Genomic DNA, 18,885 nt, shown 5'->3' on the forward strand with positions numbered 1-18,885 from the left:
CCACTGGGGGAGGCAAACAAGAACCAGCCCCCTCCACCGGGGAGAGGGCTGGAATCAGGGTGCAGGTGAGTGCTCAGTCCCCCGGCTGTCCCTCCGGAGTGCCCGCTACCGTCACCGGCTCGGCCTTCGAGCGCAGCGGCAGCACGGGCACGAAGAGGGTCACCAGCAACCCCGCCAGCACGAACCACAGGCTGGTGGCAAACATCTGCGTCATCGCCGCCGTGAAGCCGTCCTTCAGCCCGGTCGTGAGCTGGGCGGCGAGGGTGCGGGCCTGCTCCCCCAGGCGGGTTTTCAGTTCGGCCAGCGTGGTGCGGGTCGTCTCCTGCACAAGTTCGGGCTCCTGCGCCAGAATCGCGGCCCCGACCTGTGCGGCGGTCGCCTGCGCCGCCTGCGGGGTGGCGAGGGCCTGCTCCGGCAGGGCACGGAGTTGGGCCTTGAGCGCGGCGGGCGTCTCCTCACTCGCCAGCAGCGCCTGCCGTCCGGCCTCCCCGTTTGCCAGGGCCGACTGCACCGCGTTCGCCTGCGCTTCCAGGCCCGCGTGAACCCGCGCCTCCAGGCCGCCGTCCGTGACCAGGTCGCGCAGCTCGGCAGGCAGGGCCTCGTTGGAGGCCACGGCCCTGGCCGCCGCCGCGTCCCCGTTCAGCGCCGCCTCAATCTGGCGGTACTGGGCGTCAAAGGCCGCCTGAATCTCCTTCTCCGGGCCGTTGCCGCTGCCGCTGGCCCGCAGCGCCCCGAGGTCAAAATTGTCCGCGTTCATCTGCATCCCCGGAACCTGGGGCAGATGCTTGGGCAGTTCGGTGTGCAGGTTGTTCAGCAGCAGGGTGCCGAACACCGCCGCGCCGATGGTCGAGCCGATCTGCCGGAAAAACTGGCTGCTGGAGGTGGCGATGCCGAGCTGGTTCAGCGGCACCGCATTCTGAATCGCCAGCGTAAAGAGGCTCTGCGACGGCCCCAGCCCCAGCCCCACGATAAACATGCGCCAGCCGAGGTCGACCAGCGTGGTCTGCGGGGTCAGGAAGGTCAGGAGGTAGATGCCGAGCAGCAGCAGCACCGCGCCGCCCAGCATCCACGGCTTGTACTTGCCGGTGCGGGCCACGACCTGCCCCGCCACGATGCTCGACAGGATCAGCCCGCCCATCAGCGGCAGCATGGAAAAGCCGCTGTTGGTCGCCGACACGCCCAGCACCATCTGCATAAAGAGCGGCAGGAACAGAATCACGCCCAGGAAGGCCATCCCCATGATGAAGGACGCCAGATTGCCCAGGCTGAACATCGGCACCCGGAAGAGGTTCAGCGGAATGATCGCGTCCTTGGTGCGCGACTCGGCCCAGAGAAAGCCCAGCAGCGAGGCGGCGCTCAGGGCAAAGAGGCCCAGGATGCGGGCGCTGTCCCAGGGATAGGTCACGCCGCCCCAGGTCAGCGCGAGCAGCAGCGGAATGGTGGTCAGCAGAATCAGCGCCGCGCCGAGGTAGTCAATCTTGCCCGCCATGCGGTGCGTGAGCTTGGGCATCTTCGCCAGAATCAAGAAGAGCGCGAAGAGCCCCAGCGGCAGGTTGACGTAAAACACCCAGCGCCACGATGCCTGATCGGTCAGAAATCCGCCCACGGCGGGGCCGATCACGCTGGCAAGGCCGAAGATCGCGCCGAACAGCCCGCCGAACCTCGCCCGCTCGGCGGGGGCGAACATGTCGGCCAGGATGGTAAAGGCGGTCGTGAACAGCGCCGCGCCGCCGAAGCCCGCCACCGCCCGGAAGGCGATGAGCTGGTTCATGCCCCCGCCCAGGAAGTTGCCCAGGAAGGGCTCCCCGGCCAGGCCGCTGAGCGCCGACCCCAGCAGAAAGACCACGATCCCGAACACCAGAATGGGCTTGCGCCCGTACAGGTCCGACAGCTTGCCGTAGATGGGCACCATCACCGTGGAGGCGAGCAGGTAGGCGGTGGTGACCCACGAGTAGAGGTTGAAGCCCTGAAGGTCCTCAATGATGCGCGGCATCGCCGTGCCCACGATGGTCTGGCTGAGCGCGGCGAGAAGGAAGACCACCAGCAGGCCGATCAATGTGATGCGCTTTTCCTGCTCGGTGAAGTGTTGTTCGGCGAGCGAGTGTTCGGCGGCGTGTGGGTCCGTGGGGTGTGGCGCGGCGGGTGTGGGGGAGACGGGAGCGCTCAAGTGGGGTCCTCCTGGGTCAGCAGATCAAGGGCGCCGAGAACGGTCGCCAGGGTGTCGGGGTCAAGGCGCGAGAGCCGGGTGCTCACCAGTGCGTGCACGCTTTGCACGGTGGCGGCCAGTGCGGCCTCGCCGACCGGGGTCAGGCTCAGGCGGGTGCGCCGCGAGTCGTCGGGGTCCAGTTGCCGGGCGATCAGTCCCTGCCGCGCCAGCCCATCGAGGTAACGGCTGAGCAGCGTAGGCGGCAGTTCCAGCCGCTCGGCCAGCACCTTGGGATAGGTGGCCCCAGTCTGGATGCCGCGCAGCACGAAGAAGCGCCGGGTGTCGAGGTCGTGCTTCTCGGCCAGCAGCGGGTTGATGTCCTGCTTGAGCTTGCGGTTGAAGTGCCACATCCGCCCGATAAACAAACTGACCTGGTCGGGAGTCGGGGCCGCCTCGGGAGGCAGGGGGGGAGGAGCGGTCATCCGATTAAACTACGACAATAGTTCACTTTGGTCAACTATCGCCTGGAGGTAGATGAAGTGGCCTACTTCGCCCCGGCTGCCGGGGGCCGCGTGGTCTACTGGAGGCCATGCAACTCGTGACGGGACCGCTGGAGGGGGCGCAGGCCGCCGACCTGACGCTGACGTTCTTGACGCCGGGAGCGGCGGGGCTCCCAGAGCGGGTGACCCGCGACCTGAAACCGGGCAAGGTTGCCCTGCTCTCGCGCAGCGAGTCGGGGGACGTGGCCGTGGCCCTGACCCCCGAAGACGCCGGGCAGGCCCGCGAGGTGGGTGCAGCGTTTGTGAAGCTGGCGAATGATCTCGGCGCCCGTGCCCTGGCGGTGGAGGCCAGCGAGTACGGGGACGCCCTGGCCCTCGCCGCGCTCGCCGCCGGGCGCAAGGATGCCCGCTACCGCGAACAGGCCCGCCCTGCCCCCACGTCCCTGACCGTGCAGGGCCTCGCGGACAGTGCCCGGCTCGAAGCCCTGACCGCCGGGGTGCAGTTCGCCCGCGACCTCGTGAATGCGCCCGCCAACGTCCTCAACCCCGCCACCCTCGCCCGCGAAGCCCGCCGCCTGGAGGGCCACGGCGCCGACGTGGACATCTGGGACAGCACCGAGATCGAGGCGCGGGGCATGGGCCTGCTCGCCGCCGTCGCGGCCGGAAGCGCGACCGGCCCGCGTCTGATCCGGGTGACCCTCCCCGCGCGGGGCGAGGTCACGCGGGTGGTCGCCCTCGTCGGCAAGGGCGTCACTTTTGACACGGGCGGCTACTCCATCAAGCCTGCGGCGGGCATGGCCCCCATGAAAAACGACATGGGCGGTGCGGCCACCGTCCTCGGCGCGATGCGGGCGCTGGCCGGGCTGCGCGACCGTCTCCCCGAAGGGCTGGAAGTCCGCGCCTACGTCCCCGCCGCCGAGAACATGGTCGGCCCCCACGCCATGCGCCCCGGTGACATCTACCGCGCCGCGAACGGCAAGACGGTGGAGGTCGTGAACACCGACGCCGAGGGCCGCCTGATCCTGGCCGACGCGCTGGCCGTCGCCTGCGACGAGGGCGCGACCGAGATCGTGGACGTGGCGACCCTGACCGGAGCCAAGATGATCGCCCTCGGCAGCGACATCGCGGGCCTCTTTGCCAGCGACGCCGACCTCGCGGCCCGGCTCAAGGCGAGCGCGGAGGCGGCGGGCGAGTATGTCTGGGAACTTCCCCTCCACGCGCCGTACCTCAAGGCCTTCCAGAAGGAGACGCTGGCCGACCTGCGCAACTCCGACCTCGTGCCGCAGGGGGGCAGCATCAAGGCGGCCCTCTTCCTGCAGGAGTTTGTCCCCCGGCCCTGGGCGCATCTGGATATCGCCGGAAACGCCCAGAAGGACGGCGAGGCGACCGGATGGGGCGTGGGGACGCTGGTGGGGTACGTGCTGAACGGGTAGGCGGGACGTAGGGCGCGGGAGGGAGTCCCCCCTACGCCGTCCCCAACTTCCCCTGCCAGCGCAGCTTGAGCCGCTGCCCCAATCGGCGGTACAGGGGCGGCGCGTGATGTTCCCCGAAGTCGCGGGTGGCTTCCTCACTGCCCACGTCGTGGCCGCCCTGCTGCGTCAGGAAGTAGCGGTGGTCCATGATCCAGAGGTACAGGTCGGCCTCGGTACGCCCCGGAAAGCGGGCCATCACGTCGTGCTTCTCCAGGTTCTCCACGACCCGGCTATAGAGGCGGCGGTACCAGCTCTCCACGGCCTCCTCCCACGATACCGGGGGCAGCCCCCCCCGCCCCGGCTTGCGGTCCAGAAAATACTGCCGGGTGCGGATGTGGTCCAGCAATCGGTCATAGCGTCCCGGCGTGGTGAAGCGGATCTCGCGGTGCCCCGGCACCACCTCGTCTAGGCGCGTCTCGCGCAGGAAGCGGGCGTATTCGCCCTTGATGATCAGGTCACGCAGGGTGTCGTCCTCGTCGGGAGGCACCGTCACTTGCAACTCGATCACGTGCGCGTCGATGTACTTCTGCCCCAGCCGCCGCGCCACCGAGACGCGGTGGTTGCCGTCCTTGACGAAGTACAGCTCGCCCACCTTGTACACCTGAATGGGCGGCAGCTCCTTGCCCTGAAGCTGCGCCGAGCGCACGCCGATCCAGCGCTCGTCAAGGTGGCGCTCGCGCGGGAGGTAATGGCGGTCGAACTCGCGGTAGCGGTCCACCGACCCGGCGATCTTCTCGACCGGAATCGCCTGCACGCCCAGCGCATGCTCCCCCTGGGGCGCGAGGTGCCGCACCCACTCAAAGGGCAGCAGGTCGCCCCGCTCGCGCCGCAGGATGGCGAGCAGGTCGTGCAGGTGGGCCACCCGGCGGGCGCGTTCCACCTCGTGCCGGGCGCGGGTTCTCTGGTCGTGGTCGGTCATGGCTCTCTCCGGGGGTGGTGCATCTGTTCCTGCCTCTGCTGGCCCCTTTGGTGTCCAGCGTACACCCTTCCGGTCAGGCGAATGTCTGCTGTCTGGGCAGCCTGATGAAAGTCTTGAGGAAAGGCCCCCAAAGGTGCCCGCGCCCATAGCCCCCATTGCCGCGCGGGGGTGGAATGCCTCCATGCTCGGCAAATTCTTCAAGAAACCCGCGGACGACATGGACGGCCGCATTCCCCCCGGCCAGACGCTCACCACCCGCTTTCCGGTGCTGACCTACGGCCCCGCGCAGCACTACCGCCCGGAGGAGGTCGTCGTGCGCGTCTTCGGGCTGGCGGAGGAAAAGACCCTGACCTGGGCCGACCTGATGGCGCTGCCGCAGACGACCCTCACCTACGACATCCACTGTGTGACCCACTGGAGCAAGCTGGACACCACCTGGACCGGCGTGCGGGTGGTGGACCTGATGGAACACCTTCAGCTCAGGCCCGGCGCGACCCACGTCATGCAGCACAGCGTCGGCGGCTACACGACCAACCTCTCCTTGGAGGATTTCACCCGGCCCGAAAACCTGCTGGCCCACACCTTCGGCGGCGAGCCGCTGACCCCCGAACACGGCGGCCCGCTGCGGCTGGTCGTCCCGCACCTGTACTTCTGGAAGAGTGCAAAGTGGTTGACCGGGCTGGAGTTCATGGACGCTGACCGCCCCGGCTTCTGGGAGCGCAACGGGTACCACATGCGCGGCGACCCCTTCGCGGAGGAGCGGTATGACGACGACTGAGGTGCCAGCGGGGGAGGGCTACCTCGTCCCCGACGTGCTGGAGGAGGGCCTGACGCTGGTACTCGTCGGCACCGCTCCCAGCCGCATCAGCGCCCGTGCGAAGGCCTATTACGCCAATCCGGAGAACAAGTTCTGGCGGGTGCTGGCCCAGGTCGGGCTGACGCCCCGGCAACTTGCGCCGCGCGAGTACCCCACCCTGCCTCAGTACGGCATCGGCCTGACCGACGTGGCAAAGCGGCACAGCGGGGTGGATTCGGCGCTGCCCGGCGAGGCGTGGGCGCCCGACGAGCTGCGCGAGAAGATCCGGCGCTACCGCCCGGCCCTCGTCGCCTTCACAAGCAAGCGGGGCGCCTCCGAGACGCTGGGCCTTCCCACCGGGAAACTGCCCTATGGCCCGCAACTTCTGCCGCTGGAGGGGGCGGAGGTCTGGGTGCTGCCCTCCACCAGTCCGCTGGGTCACACCCACTTCCGGCTGGAGCCGTGGCAGGCGCTCTCTGACCGGGTGAAGGAACTGCGGGGGAACCGGAACGCCCCTCACCCCGTACCCTGACCATATGTCGGCGCCTGTGCCTCCCCGTCCTCCCCGTCCCGGCGACGATCCCTGGCTGCCTTCCACTCGGCCTGCCCTGCCGCGCCCGGCGCTTCCGCCCGACCTGGGGCGCCGTGCCAAGGGCCTGGGCTGGCTGGCCGTGCAGGGCGTGCTGGGCTTTGTGGCCGTGCTGGTGTTGCTGCTGGTGTTCGGCATCCTGCTCGCGCTGGGCTGGGACCCGGCAGGGTGGCTGATTGGAATTACGTTGATCCTGGCCTTTCTGGGCGTGGCCCGCACCGCCATTCAGGGCCGCCGCCTGCTGACTCCCGCCCCCGAGGTGCCCCTCGCGCAGGCTGGCCCCGAGGACGACGAGGCGCGGCTGCTGCGGTTGCTGCGCTCCGGCGAGCGTGCCTTGCCCCCGGCCGCCCGCCCGGCCTTTCACGCGGCCATCATCTCCACCCGCGACGCCCTGCGCCTGACCTCCGGGGACGAGGCGCTGGGCCGCGACGCCTTCGATGCGCGGCAGGCCGCACGCGAGGACCTGCCCGAGTTGCTGCACACCTACCAGGCCGCCCCCCGCACCCCCGACGCCGAGCGCCTGCTCTTGAACCAACTGGACCTGATCGGCCGCCGCATGGGCGAGGTCGTCCACGAACGCCGGGGCCAGCACACCCGCACCCTGGAGGCCCAGCGGCGCTACCTGGAAAGCAAATACGGGGAGGGGGAGGAGCGGGAGTAGGTGCTGGGGAGAGCGGAGGGCGAAGGCAGAGTGACGGCCTTCGCCCTTACTCATGTCCGTGCCTCTTTTCTTGGTGCTCCAGGGACGGAAACAGCGGCAACGGCTCCACCCCTCGCGCCCGCAGCATCCGGTCCATCGCCCGCACTTCCGTCTTCTGCATCAGTTCCACATGCCGGGCGAGTTCGCGCACCTGGGGCCGCACCCACCAGCCCAGGAGCGGTCCCGCCATCGCCAATGCGCCCTCGTGGTGCCGCCGCATCAGTTGGAGGAACAGGCGCTCAGCCTCCGCAGGGGGCAGGGTGCCCAGCCGGTTCAAGTCGGCGGGCGTCGCCATGCCCATCGCGGCGGCGTGGGCGGGCGGCATGGGGAACCCTTCCGCTGGGTGGCCCCAGGCCCGCAGCAGCGCCTCCATCTGACCGATCTCGCGCTCCTGCACCTGCCGGATGGTCCGGGCGAGGGTCTGCACCTCCGGGTCACGCAGCCTCGGCCCGGCCGCCTCCACCATCGTTACGGCCTGCGCGTGGTGGGGCAGCATCATTCGCAAAAAGCGCACCTCCGCACTGTCCGCAGCCGGTGGGGGCAGCAGCAGGGGCACCACCGCGAAGGCCAGCGCGAGCAGCAGCGACAACCCTACCCCCAGCCCCGCCCACCACAAGGGCCGTGTCAGGAGCCCATTCAGGCCCGGACGCTCCCGGCACGTGGCTGCCGCATCAGCGCCCACCCGATCAGCAGCATGGCCGCCCCCCACACCAGAAAGCCCACGTCGTACAGCGCCTGATTCGGGCCGGGCCGCACATGGTGAATCTGGAGGATCTGGTGGTCGACCAGCCCCTCCACCACGTTGAACAGTCCCCACCCGAGCAGCAGCGCCCCGACCAGCGCCCGGGTGCTCCAGGTGACGTGCTGGCCCCGCGTCCCCTGCCACAGCAGGAAAATGCCGATCAGGGTAAAGACCCAGGTGGCCGCGTGGAAAAAGCCGTCGGCCACGGTGTTGATCTTCAGGTTCTCCAGGGTGGTGGGCAGGTAGACCTCGCTGAGGAGGTGGTGCCACTGGAGAATCTGGTGCAGCACGATGCCGTCAAAAAACCCGCCCAGGCCGAGGCCCAGGAAGACGCCGCCCCACAGCCAGGAGCGGGGGTTGGTGTTGGTGCGGAGCGGTGGTCCCTCGGTGACGGTCATGACTTCCTCCGAAGTTGAGGCGAATGGCGACGGTTCGGCTCCGATTGTAGAAAGCTCCCGCCGTGGGCAGGCCCCCTGCGGCCAACCCTCAAGGCGGCGTGAACTCGCCAGCAGGACAGACCCCCGCGCGGGGGCGGGGGCTTGGGCCGTCACGGCGGGAAGCTGGTCGCTGGCGGCTGGCCGCTTACCTCAGCCGCTCCCGAATCCACCCGCTCAACTCGCTGATCTTGACCCGCTCCTGCCCCAACGTGTCGCGGTCGCGCACGGTCACGGTGTCGGTGAGGTTCGGGTCCTCACCCTTGCCCACGGTGTCGAAGTCCACCGTCACGCAAAAGGGCGTGCCCACCTCGTCGTGGCGGCGGTAGGCCTTGCCGATGTTGCCGGAGTCCTCGTAGAGCACCCGGCCCAGCCCCAGCCCTTGCAACTCGGCCTTGATCGCCCTGGCGACGCTGGTGATCTCCTCGCGGTTGCGGGCCAGCGGGATCACGGCCACCTTGATGGGCGCGAGGTGGGGCCTCAGCTTGAGCACGATCCGCTCCGAGCCGTTCTCCAGCGTCTCCTTAGTAAAGGCCTCGCTCAAGACTGCCAGCATCGCCCGGTCCACCCCGGCGGACGGCTCAATCACGAAGGGCACGACGGGCTTGTTCGTCTCGGGGTGCGGAATGGTCAGCTTGGCGACCGAATCCAGGTTCTCGTCCACGCGGGCCTGGATGCCGAGTTCGCCCTGCGCCTTGGTGTGACTGCCGAGGTCGAAGTCGGTGCGGTTGGCGATGCCCTCGATCTCCTCGTGCCCCAGCGTGGGGTAGTCATACATCAGGTCATAGGTGCGCTTGGAGTAGTGCGCGAGGTCCTCTTTCGGCACGTCCAGAATCTCGATCTTGCTGCGGGGCACGCCCTGTGCCTCCCACCACTTCAGGCGCTGCTCGAGCCAGTGCTCGTGCCACTCCTCGTCGGTGCCGGGCGTGCAGAAGAACTCGATTTCCATCTGCTCCAGTTCGCGCACCCGGAAGATGAAGTTGCGCGGCGTGATCTCGTTGCGAAACGCCTTGCCGATCTGTGCGATGCCGAAAGGCAGGCGGCGGGAGGTCGAGTCCACCACGTTCTTGAAGTTGGTGAAGATGCCCTGCGCGGTCTCCGGGCGCAGGTAGCCGTACGAGTCGTCATCCGCGACCGGGCCGATGGTCGTCTTGAACATCATGTTGAAGGGGCGCGGTTCGGTCCAGTCGCCCACCTCGCCGGAGAAGGGGTCGCGCACCCCGGCGTCTTTGAGCGCCTGCGACGCCTGCGCGGAGTTCGCGTTCAGGGCGGCCACCAGCGCGGCAAAATTCTCCGGGTCCGCCCCCATCAGCTCGGCCACCTTCGCCTGCACGTCCGCCTTCTGGTCTTTCACCAGATGGTCGAGGCGGTAGCGTTTGCCGTTCTTCTTGTTGTCCACCATTGGGTCGCTGAAGGTGGCCTCGTGGCCCGAGTGCCGCAGCACCATGCGGTGCATGATGATCGAAGCGTCCAGCCCCTCCATGTCGTCGCGCTCGTAGACGTTGGTGCGCCACCACGCGGCCTTGATGTTGTTCTTCAGCTCCACGCCCAGGGGGCCGTAGTCGTAGAACCCTTGCAGGCCGCCGTAAATCTCACTGCCCTGGAAAATAAAGCCCCGGCGCTTGCACAGGCTGACGAGTTCTTCCATTGAGGTTGCGGGCATGTCCTGTCTCCTTTCCTGAGCCGAAAAAGAACGTCCCAGACGGCCTCCCTTCCGGCTCGTCTGGGGACGCAGAAATGCTCTACGCGGTTCCACCCCAGTTCCCATCACCGCTGTCTGCGGCCAAGATGGGCACTTTTGTCGTGCTGTAACTCCCCGCCGCCCTTCACCGGCCGCCACCTGTCCGGCTCTCACCGTCCCGGACTCGCTCAGAGGCACGTGTCCCGCTACTCCTGCGGATCAACGCTGAGGAAAGTGTGGCGCAGGCGGGGAGGAAGGGTCAAGGGGGTCAGTTCAGGTCCCCCCGGCCCCCACCTTTGCCCTTTTCCTCGGCGCGGCGGCGCAGCTCGGAGGCGAGGTCGGAGAAGTCCTGCGGGCTGGGGAGCACGCGGCGGCTTTGCGCCTTGGCCTCCTGCACGACCTTGACCTGTTCCTGCCGGGTGGCGGGCAGCCCGGCCCGCTTGCGCTCGAAGTACTGCTGCGCGACCCGCCCCAGCGCGAAGGTCCAGCCATAGACGGCGGGGGCGGTGATCAGGCCGCCGATCACGGGCAGCGCGATTTTGGCGACCCCGCGCATGACCTGCCGCGCCACGACCCCGTAGGCAACGGTGGCCCCCAGCTCCTGCGCGATCTCGCGCGAGCGCTCCGGGGTGATCTCGAAGCCGTAGATCTTGCCGATGTGCAGCACCATCTTGGCCTGGAGAGGCGTGATCAGCAGGATGTCCGCGAAGGGAATGGGCTCGACTGCAATGGCCCCCGAGAGCAGCGCCGCGCTCTTGATGACCTCCTCGACGTTCTCCTCCTGGGAGAGGTCGGGGTCCACGTCAAAATTGAAGTTGTCGAGCACCTGCCGCACGAGGGGAAACATGGAGAAAGTGTAGCGGCGCGGGCCATGGGCGGGGAACGGCGAGTCTTGAGCAACGGCTGTGGCCTGCTCTCTCCCGCCGCCACCCCTTTCCCCTTACCTGCGCCAGCGCGGCCCCTCCTTGGTGTCCTCCACGGTCACGCCCACGCGGGTCAGCGTGTCGCGCAACTGGTCGGCCTCGGCGTACTGCTTTTGCAGGCGGTAGTTCTGGCGGGCCTTGAGGACCAGTTCCATTAGGGCGTCCACGACCTCCGCGTCGTCTTGCCGCTCCGGGGCGCTCTGGGCAAACAGTCCCAGCACGTCGCCCCCAAGCTGGCGGTAGGCGTCGCGGGCAGCTTCCAGGGCCGGGCGGCCGACCTCGCCGCCGTTCAGGGCCGCGTTCACGTCGGTCGTCAGGCCGAAGAGGGCCGCCACCGCGCGGGGCGTGTTGAAGTCGTCGCGCATGGCCTGCTCAAACTCCTCCACGTGCGCGGCAACCTTTCCCCGCAGGGCCGGGTCGTCGCGTTCCGGGGCGTTCGGCAGACGGCGCTCGACCTCGTGCAGCGCTTCGGTCAGTCGGCGGTAGCCGTTCCGGGCGCTCTGGAAGGCTTCTTCCGAAAACTCGGTCACCGACCGGTAGTGGCTGCCCACCAGCAGGAAGCGCACCACCATCGGGTCGTGGTGTTCGAGCAACTCGCGGATGGTCGTGAAGTTGCCCTTGCTCTTGGACATCTTCTCGCCGCCGATGGTCAACATGTTGTTGTGCATCCAGTAGCGGGCAAAGGCGTGCCCGGCGGCCTCCGCCTGCGCGATCTCCGCCTCGTGGTGCGGGAATTGCAGGTCCAGCCCCCCGCCGTGGATGTCGAAGCCCTCGCCCAGGTACTTCAGGCTCATCGCGCTGCATTCTATATGCCACCCTGGAAAGCCCACCCCCCAGGGCGAGTCCCAGCGCATCAGGTGGCCCGGCTCGGCCCGCTTCCACAGGGCGAAGTCGCGGGGATCGCGCTTTTCCTCGCGCACGGCTTCCCGCGTGCCCTCGGCCTGCTCGTCGAGCTTGCGGCCCGAAAGCTTGCCGTACTCGGGCCACGAGCGCACGTCGAAGTAGACGCTGCCATTCGACTCGTAAGCATGGCCGCGCTCAATCAGTTCCTCGATCAGCGCGATCTGCTCGGGGATGTGCCCGGTCGCGCGGGGGTTGATCGACGGCTTGAGGACGTTCAGGGCGTCCATGTCGCGCTGGAAGGACCAGAAGTACTTGTCGGCCACCTCCATCGGTTCGAGCTGCTCGAGCCGGGCGCGGGCCTGGAGCTTGTCCTCGCCCTCATCGGCGTCGTTCTGGAGGTGGCCCACGTCGGTCACGTTGGTCACGTAGCGCACCCCATACCCGAAGTGCGTGAGCGCCCGCCGCACCACGTCAAAGGCGACCTCCTTTTTCGCGTGCCCGAGGTGAGCGTCCGAGTACACGGTGGGGCCGCACAGGTACATCCCCACCCGGCCGGGCGTGGTCGGCACGAAACGGACCTTCTCGCCGCGCAGGGTGTCATAGAGGTGAATATCGGGGTCGGGCGTGCGGGCCGAAAGAGGGGCAGTGGGGTGGGTCATCGGGGCTCCTGGGAAAGGGAAAAGAAAAAGCCGCGCCGACTCCACACAGGGAAGGGGCGCGGCGGGAAGCGTGCTGCTCAGGCCGCGGGAAGGGGGCAACACGGGGTCATGGGGCCACTGTAGCAAACGCGGGAGAGTCGCTGCCGGGCCGGAGTCCGGGGCTGTCCCCCCGGCGCGAGGTCGGCAAGCAGGCCCGGCTCCTTCATTGGACCGACGGACGCGGGAGTCCTGTTCCTCGCCACTGCGGCAGGGGGGTCGGCACCGGCCCTCCACACCGTGAGAACGGCCGATTGATCCACTGACGGAACGTGGCTGAAGCGGACTCTGGCAGGCCGCCCTCCCCGCCGGGCGGGAGTCCGTATGATGCGCGGTGTGATCTCGCCGCCCAAGCCGCCCACCGCGTTCGCGTACGCCTGGCGCAGTCCCTGGATTCGCCTGCTCGTGTTCGGGCTGGCCGCTTACCTCCTGTACCGGATGGCGGGCGAGGTCAGCACCATCATCTGGAACGTGCTGATCGCGTTTTTGATCGCCTACCTCGCCAATCCGCTGCTGACCTGGCTGGAGCGGGGGCGGGTGTCGCGGGGGCTGGGGGTCTTTTTCGTGCTGCTGCTGTTCGTGGCGCTGTTCGCGCTGGCCGGAGCGCTGCTGGTGACCGTCTCGGCGCAGCTGATCGACCTGCTCGCGCGGCTGCCGGACCAGATCGGGCAGCTCGGCATCGTGATCGACCGCCTGTTCGGGTGGCTGGGGGACCGGGGCATCGGCAACCTCGCCGACGCCCGCGAGCGCATCACCGAGGCCGTGCAAACCTACGTCGAGAACCTCGGCAACAACCTGATTCCCATCCTGCAAAACGCCCTGAACTCGACGGGCACGGTCTTCCGGCAGCTCGTCTCCATCGGCGGGGTGGTGGGGCAGATCGTGATCATCCTGCTGCTGAGCATCTACCTGATGCTGGACTACAGCCGGGTCAACGCCTCGCTCCTGCGGGCCTTTCCGCGCCCCTGGCAGCCGCGCGTGCTGGAGCTGAGCAGCCTGGTAAGCACGGCGGTGGGCGGCTACGTGCGCGGGCAACTGGTGATCGCCACATTTATCGGCGTCTTCGTGTGGCTGGGCCTCACCATCATCGGGATTCCCAGCGCCGCCGCCATCGGTTTCCTGGCGGGGGCCTTCAACATCGTGCCGTACCTCGGCCCGGTGATCGGGGCCACGCCCGCGCTGCTGCTCGCGCTGCCGTTCGGCTGGGTCAAGATGCTGCTCGTGGTCGTGATCTTCGTGCTGGCCAACCAGATCGAGAGCAACGTCCTGAGCCCCTACGTGCTGGGCCGCACCACCGACCTGCACCCGGTCACCGTACTCGTCGCCATTCTGATCGGGGCCTCGTTGCTGGGCTTCGTGGGGGCGCTGCTCGCCGTGCCCATCGTCGCGCTGGGCAAGCTGCTGCTGGACAAGTACTACTATCCGAGCCGGGTCTATACCGAAGGGCCGTAGGGCCTGGGGCCAACGCGGAGGGGGAGACGCGCACAACGTCTCCGCCTCCGCGTTGCTTTACAGGCCACTTTCCAGTAACTCCACCTGCCGCCCGTCCGGGTCCAGCACAAAGGCCATGTCCCGCCCGCCGGGGCTGGGTTGGAGGTCGCGGCTGACCGTCACCCCGGCGGCCCGCCACTCGGGCAGGAGGGCACGGAGGCCGGAGACGTGCAGGGCAATGTGTTCAGCCCAGTGCAGGTGCGGGGCGGGGGCCTCGCCCGGAACCTCGAAGAACTGGAGGCGGCCTTCCCCCAGGCGCACCACGCCCCGGCGGTAACCCTCGGCGGTCGTCAGGTCTTTTTCCACCACGCCGCCCAGCCGCACGTAAAAGGCGAGGGTCGCCGCGAGGTCCCGCGTCACGAAGGAAACGTGCTTGAGCATCGGCAGGCAGGCTAGCGCGTACCCTGGCCCCATGCCCCCGCCTCCCTGGACCCTCACCGGACGCGGCCTGATCGCCCTCTCGGCCCCCGGCGCGCTGATGCTGGTGCGCTACGTCGCCTCTCCGGTCGGTCCCTACGACGAACTGCTGTGGGCCGAACTCACCCGCACCCCCGCCGGGTGGCGGCCCCAGGTCCGGGCCATCGTGGTGAGTACCAGGGAGAGCGTCGTGTGGGGGCGGCGCAACTGGGGCATTCCCAAGCACCTCGCCCGCTTCGACTGGACAGGGAGCGAGCGAGTGGGCGACGTCCGGGTGACGGGGGAGGACGGTGCGGAGGTCGCCCGCCTGGGGTACCAGGTTGGCACCTGGCGCGTGCCCCTCAGCACGGCCCTGCTGCCCTCACCCCTGCGGACGCTGGCACAGCCGGGACTGGACGGGGCGGGCGATTGGCTCCTGACCCCCCTGGAGGCCAGTGGGCGCGTCACCCCCGCGCGGCTGTCGGTGGGGCACCTGCGGGGGCTGTCGCCCACGCCGCGGCGCGTTCGCCCGCTGCTGACCCTGGGGGTGCCGGACTTTCGGCTGGTCTTTCCGGTGCCCCAGCCGCTTCAAATTGGGCAGGCATGAAAAAACCGCCACTTCGGGCGGTTGAATGAAACAAGGATAGCGCGGTATGCAGCATTCGTCAACCTCAGGCAGGCCGATCTTCAGGGCATGACCTGGAGAAACCAGTGGACGTGCCCGCAGCGGGCGCAGGCGAAGTAGTCCGCGTTGCCGTTTAGCCAGTCCAGCCCCAGGAAGGTCAGCCCCTGGGTGTTGAGCTGCGCCTCGCCCGCGTGGAAGGCCGCGTGGCCACAGTGGGCACAGGTCAGGTCCTTGCCCGCACGGTTCACGGGCTGGGGTTCGGGGGGAGGGGAGTTGAAAAAGCCCATGCCGCCCTTACGGGGTGGTTGGGGCAGGCGTTCCGGCGCGGGCAGTGGGCAGCATCGGGCGCAGTTCTCGCCGAATGGTGGCGGGCTGGCGGTAGAGGTCCAGCAGGACAGTCCGCAGCATCGTCAGGTGTTGCGCCGGCGCTAGCCCGCTCCTGACCGCCCGTTCGGGGTGCATTGTCCCCCCGGCGGGGTGGGATAGTACCCCCCATGGAGTACCGCAAACTGCTGGGCACCGACCTCACCGTGAGCGCGGTGGGGTTCGGCGTGTGGACCGTGGGCACGACGTGGTGGGGCGTCAAGGACGAGGAGATGGCCGTCCGGTTGCTGCGCCGCGCTTACGACCTCGGGGTCACCTTTTTCGACAACGCCGACACCTACGCCTCGGGCCGCGCCGAGGAGATTCAGCGCCGGGCGCTGGGCGACGTGCGCGAGAAGATCATCATCGGCACCAAGTTCGGCTACGACATCTATACCCACCCCGAGCGTCCGGGGCAGCAGGAGCGCCCGCACGACTGGACGCCCGCGTACCTCCGCAAGGCGCTGGAAGGCTCGCTGAAGCGGCTGGGCACCGACTACATCGACTACTACCAGCTCCACAACTGCCGCCTGGACGCCATTCGTCAGGACGACCTGTGGGCCGAGCTGGAGGCGCTCAAGGCCGAGGGATTGATCCGCGCCTACGGCACCGCGCTGGGTCCGGCCCTGAACGAGCGGCAGATTGAGGAGGGCATCGCGTCCATCCGCGAGCGCAAGGCGCCCACCCAGATCATCTACAACCTGCTCGAACAGGTGCTGGGCGAGCAGATTCTCCCGGTTGCGGAGGCCGAGGGCGTGGGCGTGATGGCCCGCGTGCCGCACGCTTCCGGGCTGCTGGAAGGCTACATGACCCTCGACACCGAGTTCGAGCCCGGCGACCACCGCAACTGGCGCATGACCACCAACGCCCGCCGCAAGGCCTGGATGGAAGACGGCCTCAAGAAGGTGGAGCAGCTTCGGCAGGAGTTCGTGGAGGGCCAGGGCCGCACCATCGGTCAGCTCGCCATTCAGTTCGCCCTGCGTTCGCCCGCGATGGCGAGCATTCTGCCCAACATCTACGACGAGAAGGGCCTGGAGGAATACGTGCAGACCTTTGCCGCCGCGCTGCTGACGGACGCGGAATATGACCGGATTCAGAGCCTCTACCGGGCCAACTTCGGCCTGCCCACCGACCTGCGCGGTCAGGAGGTCGTGCAGTGAGCGGCGAGCAGCAGAAGCCGACCCAGGCGGGGGAGACGCCGCCCAGCACTGGAGGCCGTCCCGGCGGCGCTCCCGGTGGCCGCCCGAAGATGATGGTGGACCTCGACCCCAGCGGGCAGGTCACCCAGCGTGACCCGGACCGGGCGCAGCGGCAGTTCCTGAACTACGCCTTTTTCAAGCTCGACCCCGCCTTCCGCCGCCTGCCCCCCGCCGAGCGCGAGGAGCTGAAGGCCGAGTTCCTCGCCGCCGCCGAGGGCTGGGTCACGGACGGCACCCCCGAACAGGGCCGCATCCAGCGCACCTACTCGCTCGTCGGCGTGCGCGGGGACGTGGACTTCATGCTGTGGCGTATCGCCTTCGACGTGCGTGACTTCCAGGAAGCTCAGGGGCGCCTGAACCGCACCCGCTTGATGGGGTACCTGACGCAGCCCTACAACTTCGTCTCCATGAACAAGCGCAGCCAGTACGTCAACCGCGTGGAGGGCAGCGGGCACGGGCTGGAAATCCTGCCGGGGCAGGGCAAGTTCCTGTTCATCTACCCCTTCGTGAAGACGCGGGCGTGGTACGACCTCACGCCCCTGGCCCGCCAGGGCATGATGGACGAGCACATCTACGCCTCCACTCCCTTCAAGGGCGTGCGGATCAACACGAGCTACTCCTACGGCATCGACGATCAGGAGTTCGTGGTGTCCTTCGACTCCGACTACCCGCAGGAGTTTGTGGACCTCGTTCACCGCCTGCGCTACACCGAGGCGAGCAATTACACCCTGCAGGACACGCCGATGTTTACGTGCGTGAAAAAGGACCTGGGGGACGTGCTGGGCGACCTGGGCTGAGACTCAGGAACCGGGGCGGGGGCGTGAGCGGTTGCCCCCTGCCTCAGCGTTTCGGAAAGAGGACGCCGCCGAGCGCAGCCTCCAGTACCGGCAGCCCCAGGCACAGGGCAACGATGACCCGGAAGGAAGTCCCGCCTGGGAAAAACCAGCCGTCGCCATTCCACACCAGCAGGCTCGCCGCCCAGCCGAGGCAGAAGCCTGCCAAGCCCCCGCGCCCACCCCGGCCCCGCATGACCCAGCGGGCCAGCAGCGGCACGCCCAGCGTCAGCGGCAGCAGAATCACGAAATACAGCGCCACCAGCGAGGCGGAGGCCAGGTCGTCCTCGTGCCCGACGGCCCGAATGAAGGCCGAGGCGAGGGCCGCCAGCAGGGGAGGCAGCAGCCAGGGCCACAGCGCGGGCGGGCGGGTCATCGGTGCTCCCGCTTCCGGCCCACCCGCTCGCCTACCCCGTAACCCAGGACAGGCAACGCGAACGAGCAGGCGAGCAGCCCCACGCGGCCACCGGACGGCAAGCCGAAGGCGAGGACACCCGCCCACAGCACCACGCTTCCGCTCAGCCCCAGGCACAGCCCCCGGAAGGCCGCGAGCCGGGGCCGCACCGCGCCGTCGCGAGCTGCGCGGGCACGCAGCACACGCAAGGCGATCAGGGCCGGGGCCAGCACCAGGGTCAACGCGCCGAGCGTCAGGGTCACCACGCTCAGGAGCAGGCGCGGGAGGTCGCCGGGTCCACGCGGCGTCCACTGCCACAAAAGCACCAGCGGAAGGAGCGCCGAGGCCACCGCCAGCAGCGCCGGGAGCAGCAGCGGCCACAGCCACGCGGCGGGCGGAACGCGCATTAGCCCTCCGCCTGACGCCGTCCCACCCACCAGCCCACCCCATACCCGATCAGCGGCGGCGCAGCGTGCAGCAGGATGTAGGCTTCCAGCGGCAGACGCGGGACCAGCGCGAATTGTCCGAAGCCGAATAGCCTCAGCGTCACCGCCAGCCCCAGGCACAGGCCCCAGAACGCGGCGAGGCGGGACCGCACCGCGCCGTCACGGGCCGCGCGGCCCCGCAGCACCAGCAGGGCGATCAGGGCAGGGGAGAGGGTCACGGCGAGTTGCCCGGCGGACGAGACGAGCACCGCGATCAGCAGCCCCGCCCAGCTTCCCACGTCCCCCTGATCCGCCACCCGCATGAAGGGCAACGCCGTCACTGCCAGCGACACCGCCGCCGGGGGCAGCAGCGGCCACAGCCAGGGCGCGAGCGCGGGGAGCGGGCGGGCGTCCTCCAGCGCGGCGGGCGAGGGGGGCAGGCCGTGCCGACGTCCGGCCAGCAGCCCCAGCGCCATTCCGATTCCAAAGGCCGGGCCGAGTGGGAACAGCCAACCCAGCACCCAGTAAAAGCCCATCCCGATATTCGCGTCCCGGTTAACTTCCGGGTCCAGCAGGGTGACGCTGGACCACACCGACGCGAGCGCCGCCCCGACCCCTCCCCAGGCCGCCGCCCCAGCCACAGCGCCAGGGCCGACAGCACGCCGACCGGGGCGAGGAGAAAGGGCGTCCAGCTCGCCAACTTCCACCATTCCGGCCCC

Annotated in this window: 21 protein-coding genes; 8 read left to right on the plus strand and 13 right to left on the minus strand. The window is 68.8% G+C overall.

Translation table 11 applies throughout. The features are described from left to right. Window positions 1–73: 73 nt before the first annotated feature. Together F8S09_RS09215 and F8S09_RS09220 are read right to left on the minus strand one after the other, a co-directional pair. Window positions 74–2,167: an MDR family MFS transporter gene (locus F8S09_RS09215; RefSeq protein ID WP_152871197.1), complete on the minus strand. Its 2,094-nt coding sequence runs from the start codon at window positions 2,165–2,167 to the stop codon at window positions 74–76. Next, window positions 2,164–2,628 carry a MarR family winged helix-turn-helix transcriptional regulator gene (locus tag F8S09_RS09220; RefSeq protein ID WP_227978600.1) on the minus strand — a complete coding sequence of 155 codons (465 nt, stop codon included), beginning with the start codon at window positions 2,626–2,628 and terminating at the stop codon, window positions 2,164–2,166. Before F8S09_RS09220 ends, F8S09_RS09215 begins: the two co-directional genes overlap by 4 nt. 107 nt (window positions 2,629–2,735) lie before the next feature. Between F8S09_RS09220 and F8S09_RS09225 the strand changes: the two genes are divergently transcribed. Then, complete coding sequence (locus F8S09_RS09225; protein ID WP_152871198.1) at window positions 2,736–4,079, plus strand: M17 family metallopeptidase; 1,344 nt, start codon at window positions 2,736–2,738, stop codon at window positions 4,077–4,079. Between the two features lie 31 nt (window positions 4,080–4,110). Here F8S09_RS09225 and F8S09_RS09230 read toward each other — a convergent pair whose 3' ends face one another. Next, window positions 4,111–5,037 carry a DUF4032 domain-containing protein gene (locus F8S09_RS09230; protein ID WP_152871199.1) on the minus strand — a complete coding sequence of 309 codons (927 nt, stop codon included), beginning with the start codon at window positions 5,035–5,037 and terminating at the stop codon, window positions 4,111–4,113. Window positions 5,038–5,218: 181 nt separating this feature from the next. Between F8S09_RS09230 and F8S09_RS09235 the strand changes: the two genes are divergently transcribed. The 3 genes from F8S09_RS09235 to F8S09_RS09245 are packed head-to-tail and all read left to right on the plus strand — an operon-like array spanning window position 5,219 to window position 7,083. After that, a complete protein-coding gene (locus tag F8S09_RS09235) occupies window positions 5,219–5,815 on the plus strand; it encodes a sulfite oxidase-like oxidoreductase (protein ID WP_152871200.1) in 597 nt (198 codons plus the stop codon). After that, window positions 5,802–6,365: a mismatch-specific DNA-glycosylase gene (locus F8S09_RS09240; RefSeq protein WP_152871201.1), complete on the plus strand. Its 564-nt coding sequence runs from the start codon at window positions 5,802–5,804 to the stop codon at window positions 6,363–6,365. Before F8S09_RS09235 ends, F8S09_RS09240 begins: the two co-directional genes overlap by 14 nt. A gap of 4 nt (window positions 6,366–6,369) precedes the next feature. Then, complete coding sequence (locus F8S09_RS09245; protein ID WP_152871202.1) at window positions 6,370–7,083, plus strand: hypothetical protein; 714 nt, start codon at window positions 6,370–6,372, stop codon at window positions 7,081–7,083. Window positions 7,084–7,129: 46 nt separating this feature from the next. Here the strand turns inward: F8S09_RS09245 and F8S09_RS09250 are convergent, their stop codons facing one another. The 5 genes from F8S09_RS09250 to cysS all read right to left on the minus strand — a co-directional run bounded on the left by F8S09_RS09250 (window position 7,130) and on the right by cysS (window position 12,404). Then, entirely contained in the window at window positions 7,130–7,711 is a 582-nt protein-coding gene (locus F8S09_RS09250; protein WP_152871203.1) for a DUF305 domain-containing protein, read from the minus strand. Between the two features lie 47 nt (window positions 7,712–7,758). Beyond that, window positions 7,759–8,262, minus strand: coding sequence for a DUF2243 domain-containing protein (locus F8S09_RS09255; RefSeq protein WP_152871204.1), 504 nt, complete (start codon window positions 8,260–8,262; stop codon window positions 7,759–7,761). 184 nt (window positions 8,263–8,446) lie between these two features. After that, window positions 8,447–9,961, minus strand: coding sequence for a glycine--tRNA ligase (locus tag F8S09_RS09260; protein WP_152871205.1), 1,515 nt, complete (start codon window positions 9,959–9,961; stop codon window positions 8,447–8,449). 286 nt (window positions 9,962–10,247) lie between these two features. Continuing rightward, a complete protein-coding gene (locus F8S09_RS09265) occupies window positions 10,248–10,826 on the minus strand; it encodes a YcjF family protein (protein WP_152871206.1) in 579 nt (192 codons plus the stop codon). A gap of 93 nt (window positions 10,827–10,919) precedes the next feature. After that, window positions 10,920–12,404, minus strand: coding sequence for a cysteine--tRNA ligase (gene cysS, locus F8S09_RS09270; RefSeq protein ID WP_152871207.1), 1,485 nt, complete (start codon window positions 12,402–12,404; stop codon window positions 10,920–10,922). A gap of 372 nt (window positions 12,405–12,776) precedes the next feature. On the opposite strand from cysS, the gene F8S09_RS09275 reads away from it, so the two are divergent. Beyond that, the gene (locus F8S09_RS09275) at window positions 12,777–13,892 is read left to right on the plus strand and encodes an AI-2E family transporter (protein WP_407643658.1); all 1,116 of its coding nucleotides are present in this window, start codon (window positions 12,777–12,779) and stop codon (window positions 13,890–13,892) included. 57 nt (window positions 13,893–13,949) lie between these two features. Here F8S09_RS09275 and F8S09_RS09280 read toward each other — a convergent pair whose 3' ends face one another. Further along, window positions 13,950–14,312, minus strand: a complete 363-nt coding sequence (locus F8S09_RS09280) for a VOC family protein (RefSeq protein ID WP_152871208.1) — start codon at window positions 14,310–14,312, stop codon at window positions 13,950–13,952. Window positions 14,313–14,343: 31 nt separating this feature from the next. Between F8S09_RS09280 and F8S09_RS09285 the strand changes: the two genes are divergently transcribed. Then, on the plus strand, window positions 14,344–14,934 hold the full coding sequence (locus tag F8S09_RS09285; RefSeq protein ID WP_227978601.1) for a hypothetical protein: 591 nt from the start codon (window positions 14,344–14,346) through the stop codon (window positions 14,932–14,934). An 80-nt stretch (window positions 14,935–15,014) separates the two neighbouring features. On the opposite strand, the gene F8S09_RS09290 is transcribed toward F8S09_RS09285, so the two are convergent. Then, window positions 15,015–15,239 carry a hypothetical protein gene (locus F8S09_RS09290; RefSeq protein ID WP_152871209.1) on the minus strand — a complete coding sequence of 75 codons (225 nt, stop codon included), beginning with the start codon at window positions 15,237–15,239 and terminating at the stop codon, window positions 15,015–15,017. A 207-nt stretch (window positions 15,240–15,446) separates the two neighbouring features. On the opposite strand from F8S09_RS09290, the gene F8S09_RS09295 reads away from it, so the two are divergent. Both F8S09_RS09295 and F8S09_RS09300 read left to right on the plus strand, forming a co-directional pair. Further along, entirely contained in the window at window positions 15,447–16,475 is a 1,029-nt protein-coding gene (locus F8S09_RS09295) for an aldo/keto reductase (protein ID WP_152871210.1), read from the plus strand. An 89-nt stretch (window positions 16,476–16,564) separates the two neighbouring features. Continuing rightward, window positions 16,565–17,311 carry a chlorite dismutase family protein gene (locus F8S09_RS09300; protein ID WP_152871333.1) on the plus strand — a complete coding sequence of 249 codons (747 nt, stop codon included), beginning with the start codon at window positions 16,565–16,567 and terminating at the stop codon, window positions 17,309–17,311. Window positions 17,312–17,354: 43 nt separating this feature from the next. Here F8S09_RS09300 and F8S09_RS09305 read toward each other — a convergent pair whose 3' ends face one another. Genes F8S09_RS09305 through F8S09_RS09315 form a run of 3 tightly spaced genes read right to left on the minus strand, consistent with a single transcriptional unit; the run spans window position 17,355 to window position 18,876 of the window. After that, entirely contained in the window at window positions 17,355–17,723 is a 369-nt protein-coding gene (locus F8S09_RS09305; protein ID WP_152871211.1) for a hypothetical protein, read from the minus strand. Then, window positions 17,720–18,148, minus strand: coding sequence for a hypothetical protein (locus tag F8S09_RS09310; protein ID WP_152871212.1), 429 nt, complete (start codon window positions 18,146–18,148; stop codon window positions 17,720–17,722). The genes F8S09_RS09305 and F8S09_RS09310 overlap by 4 nt, the downstream gene beginning before the upstream one ends. Further along, the gene (locus F8S09_RS09315) at window positions 18,148–18,876 is read right to left on the minus strand and encodes a hypothetical protein (protein WP_152871213.1); all 729 of its coding nucleotides are present in this window, start codon (window positions 18,874–18,876) and stop codon (window positions 18,148–18,150) included. Before F8S09_RS09315 ends, F8S09_RS09310 begins: the two co-directional genes overlap by 1 nt. Window positions 18,877–18,885 lie beyond the last annotated feature (9 nt).

This window comes from Deinococcus terrestris (assembly GCF_009377345.1).
Classification (GTDB): Bacteria; Deinococcota; Deinococci; order Deinococcales; family Deinococcaceae; genus Deinococcus; species Deinococcus terrestris.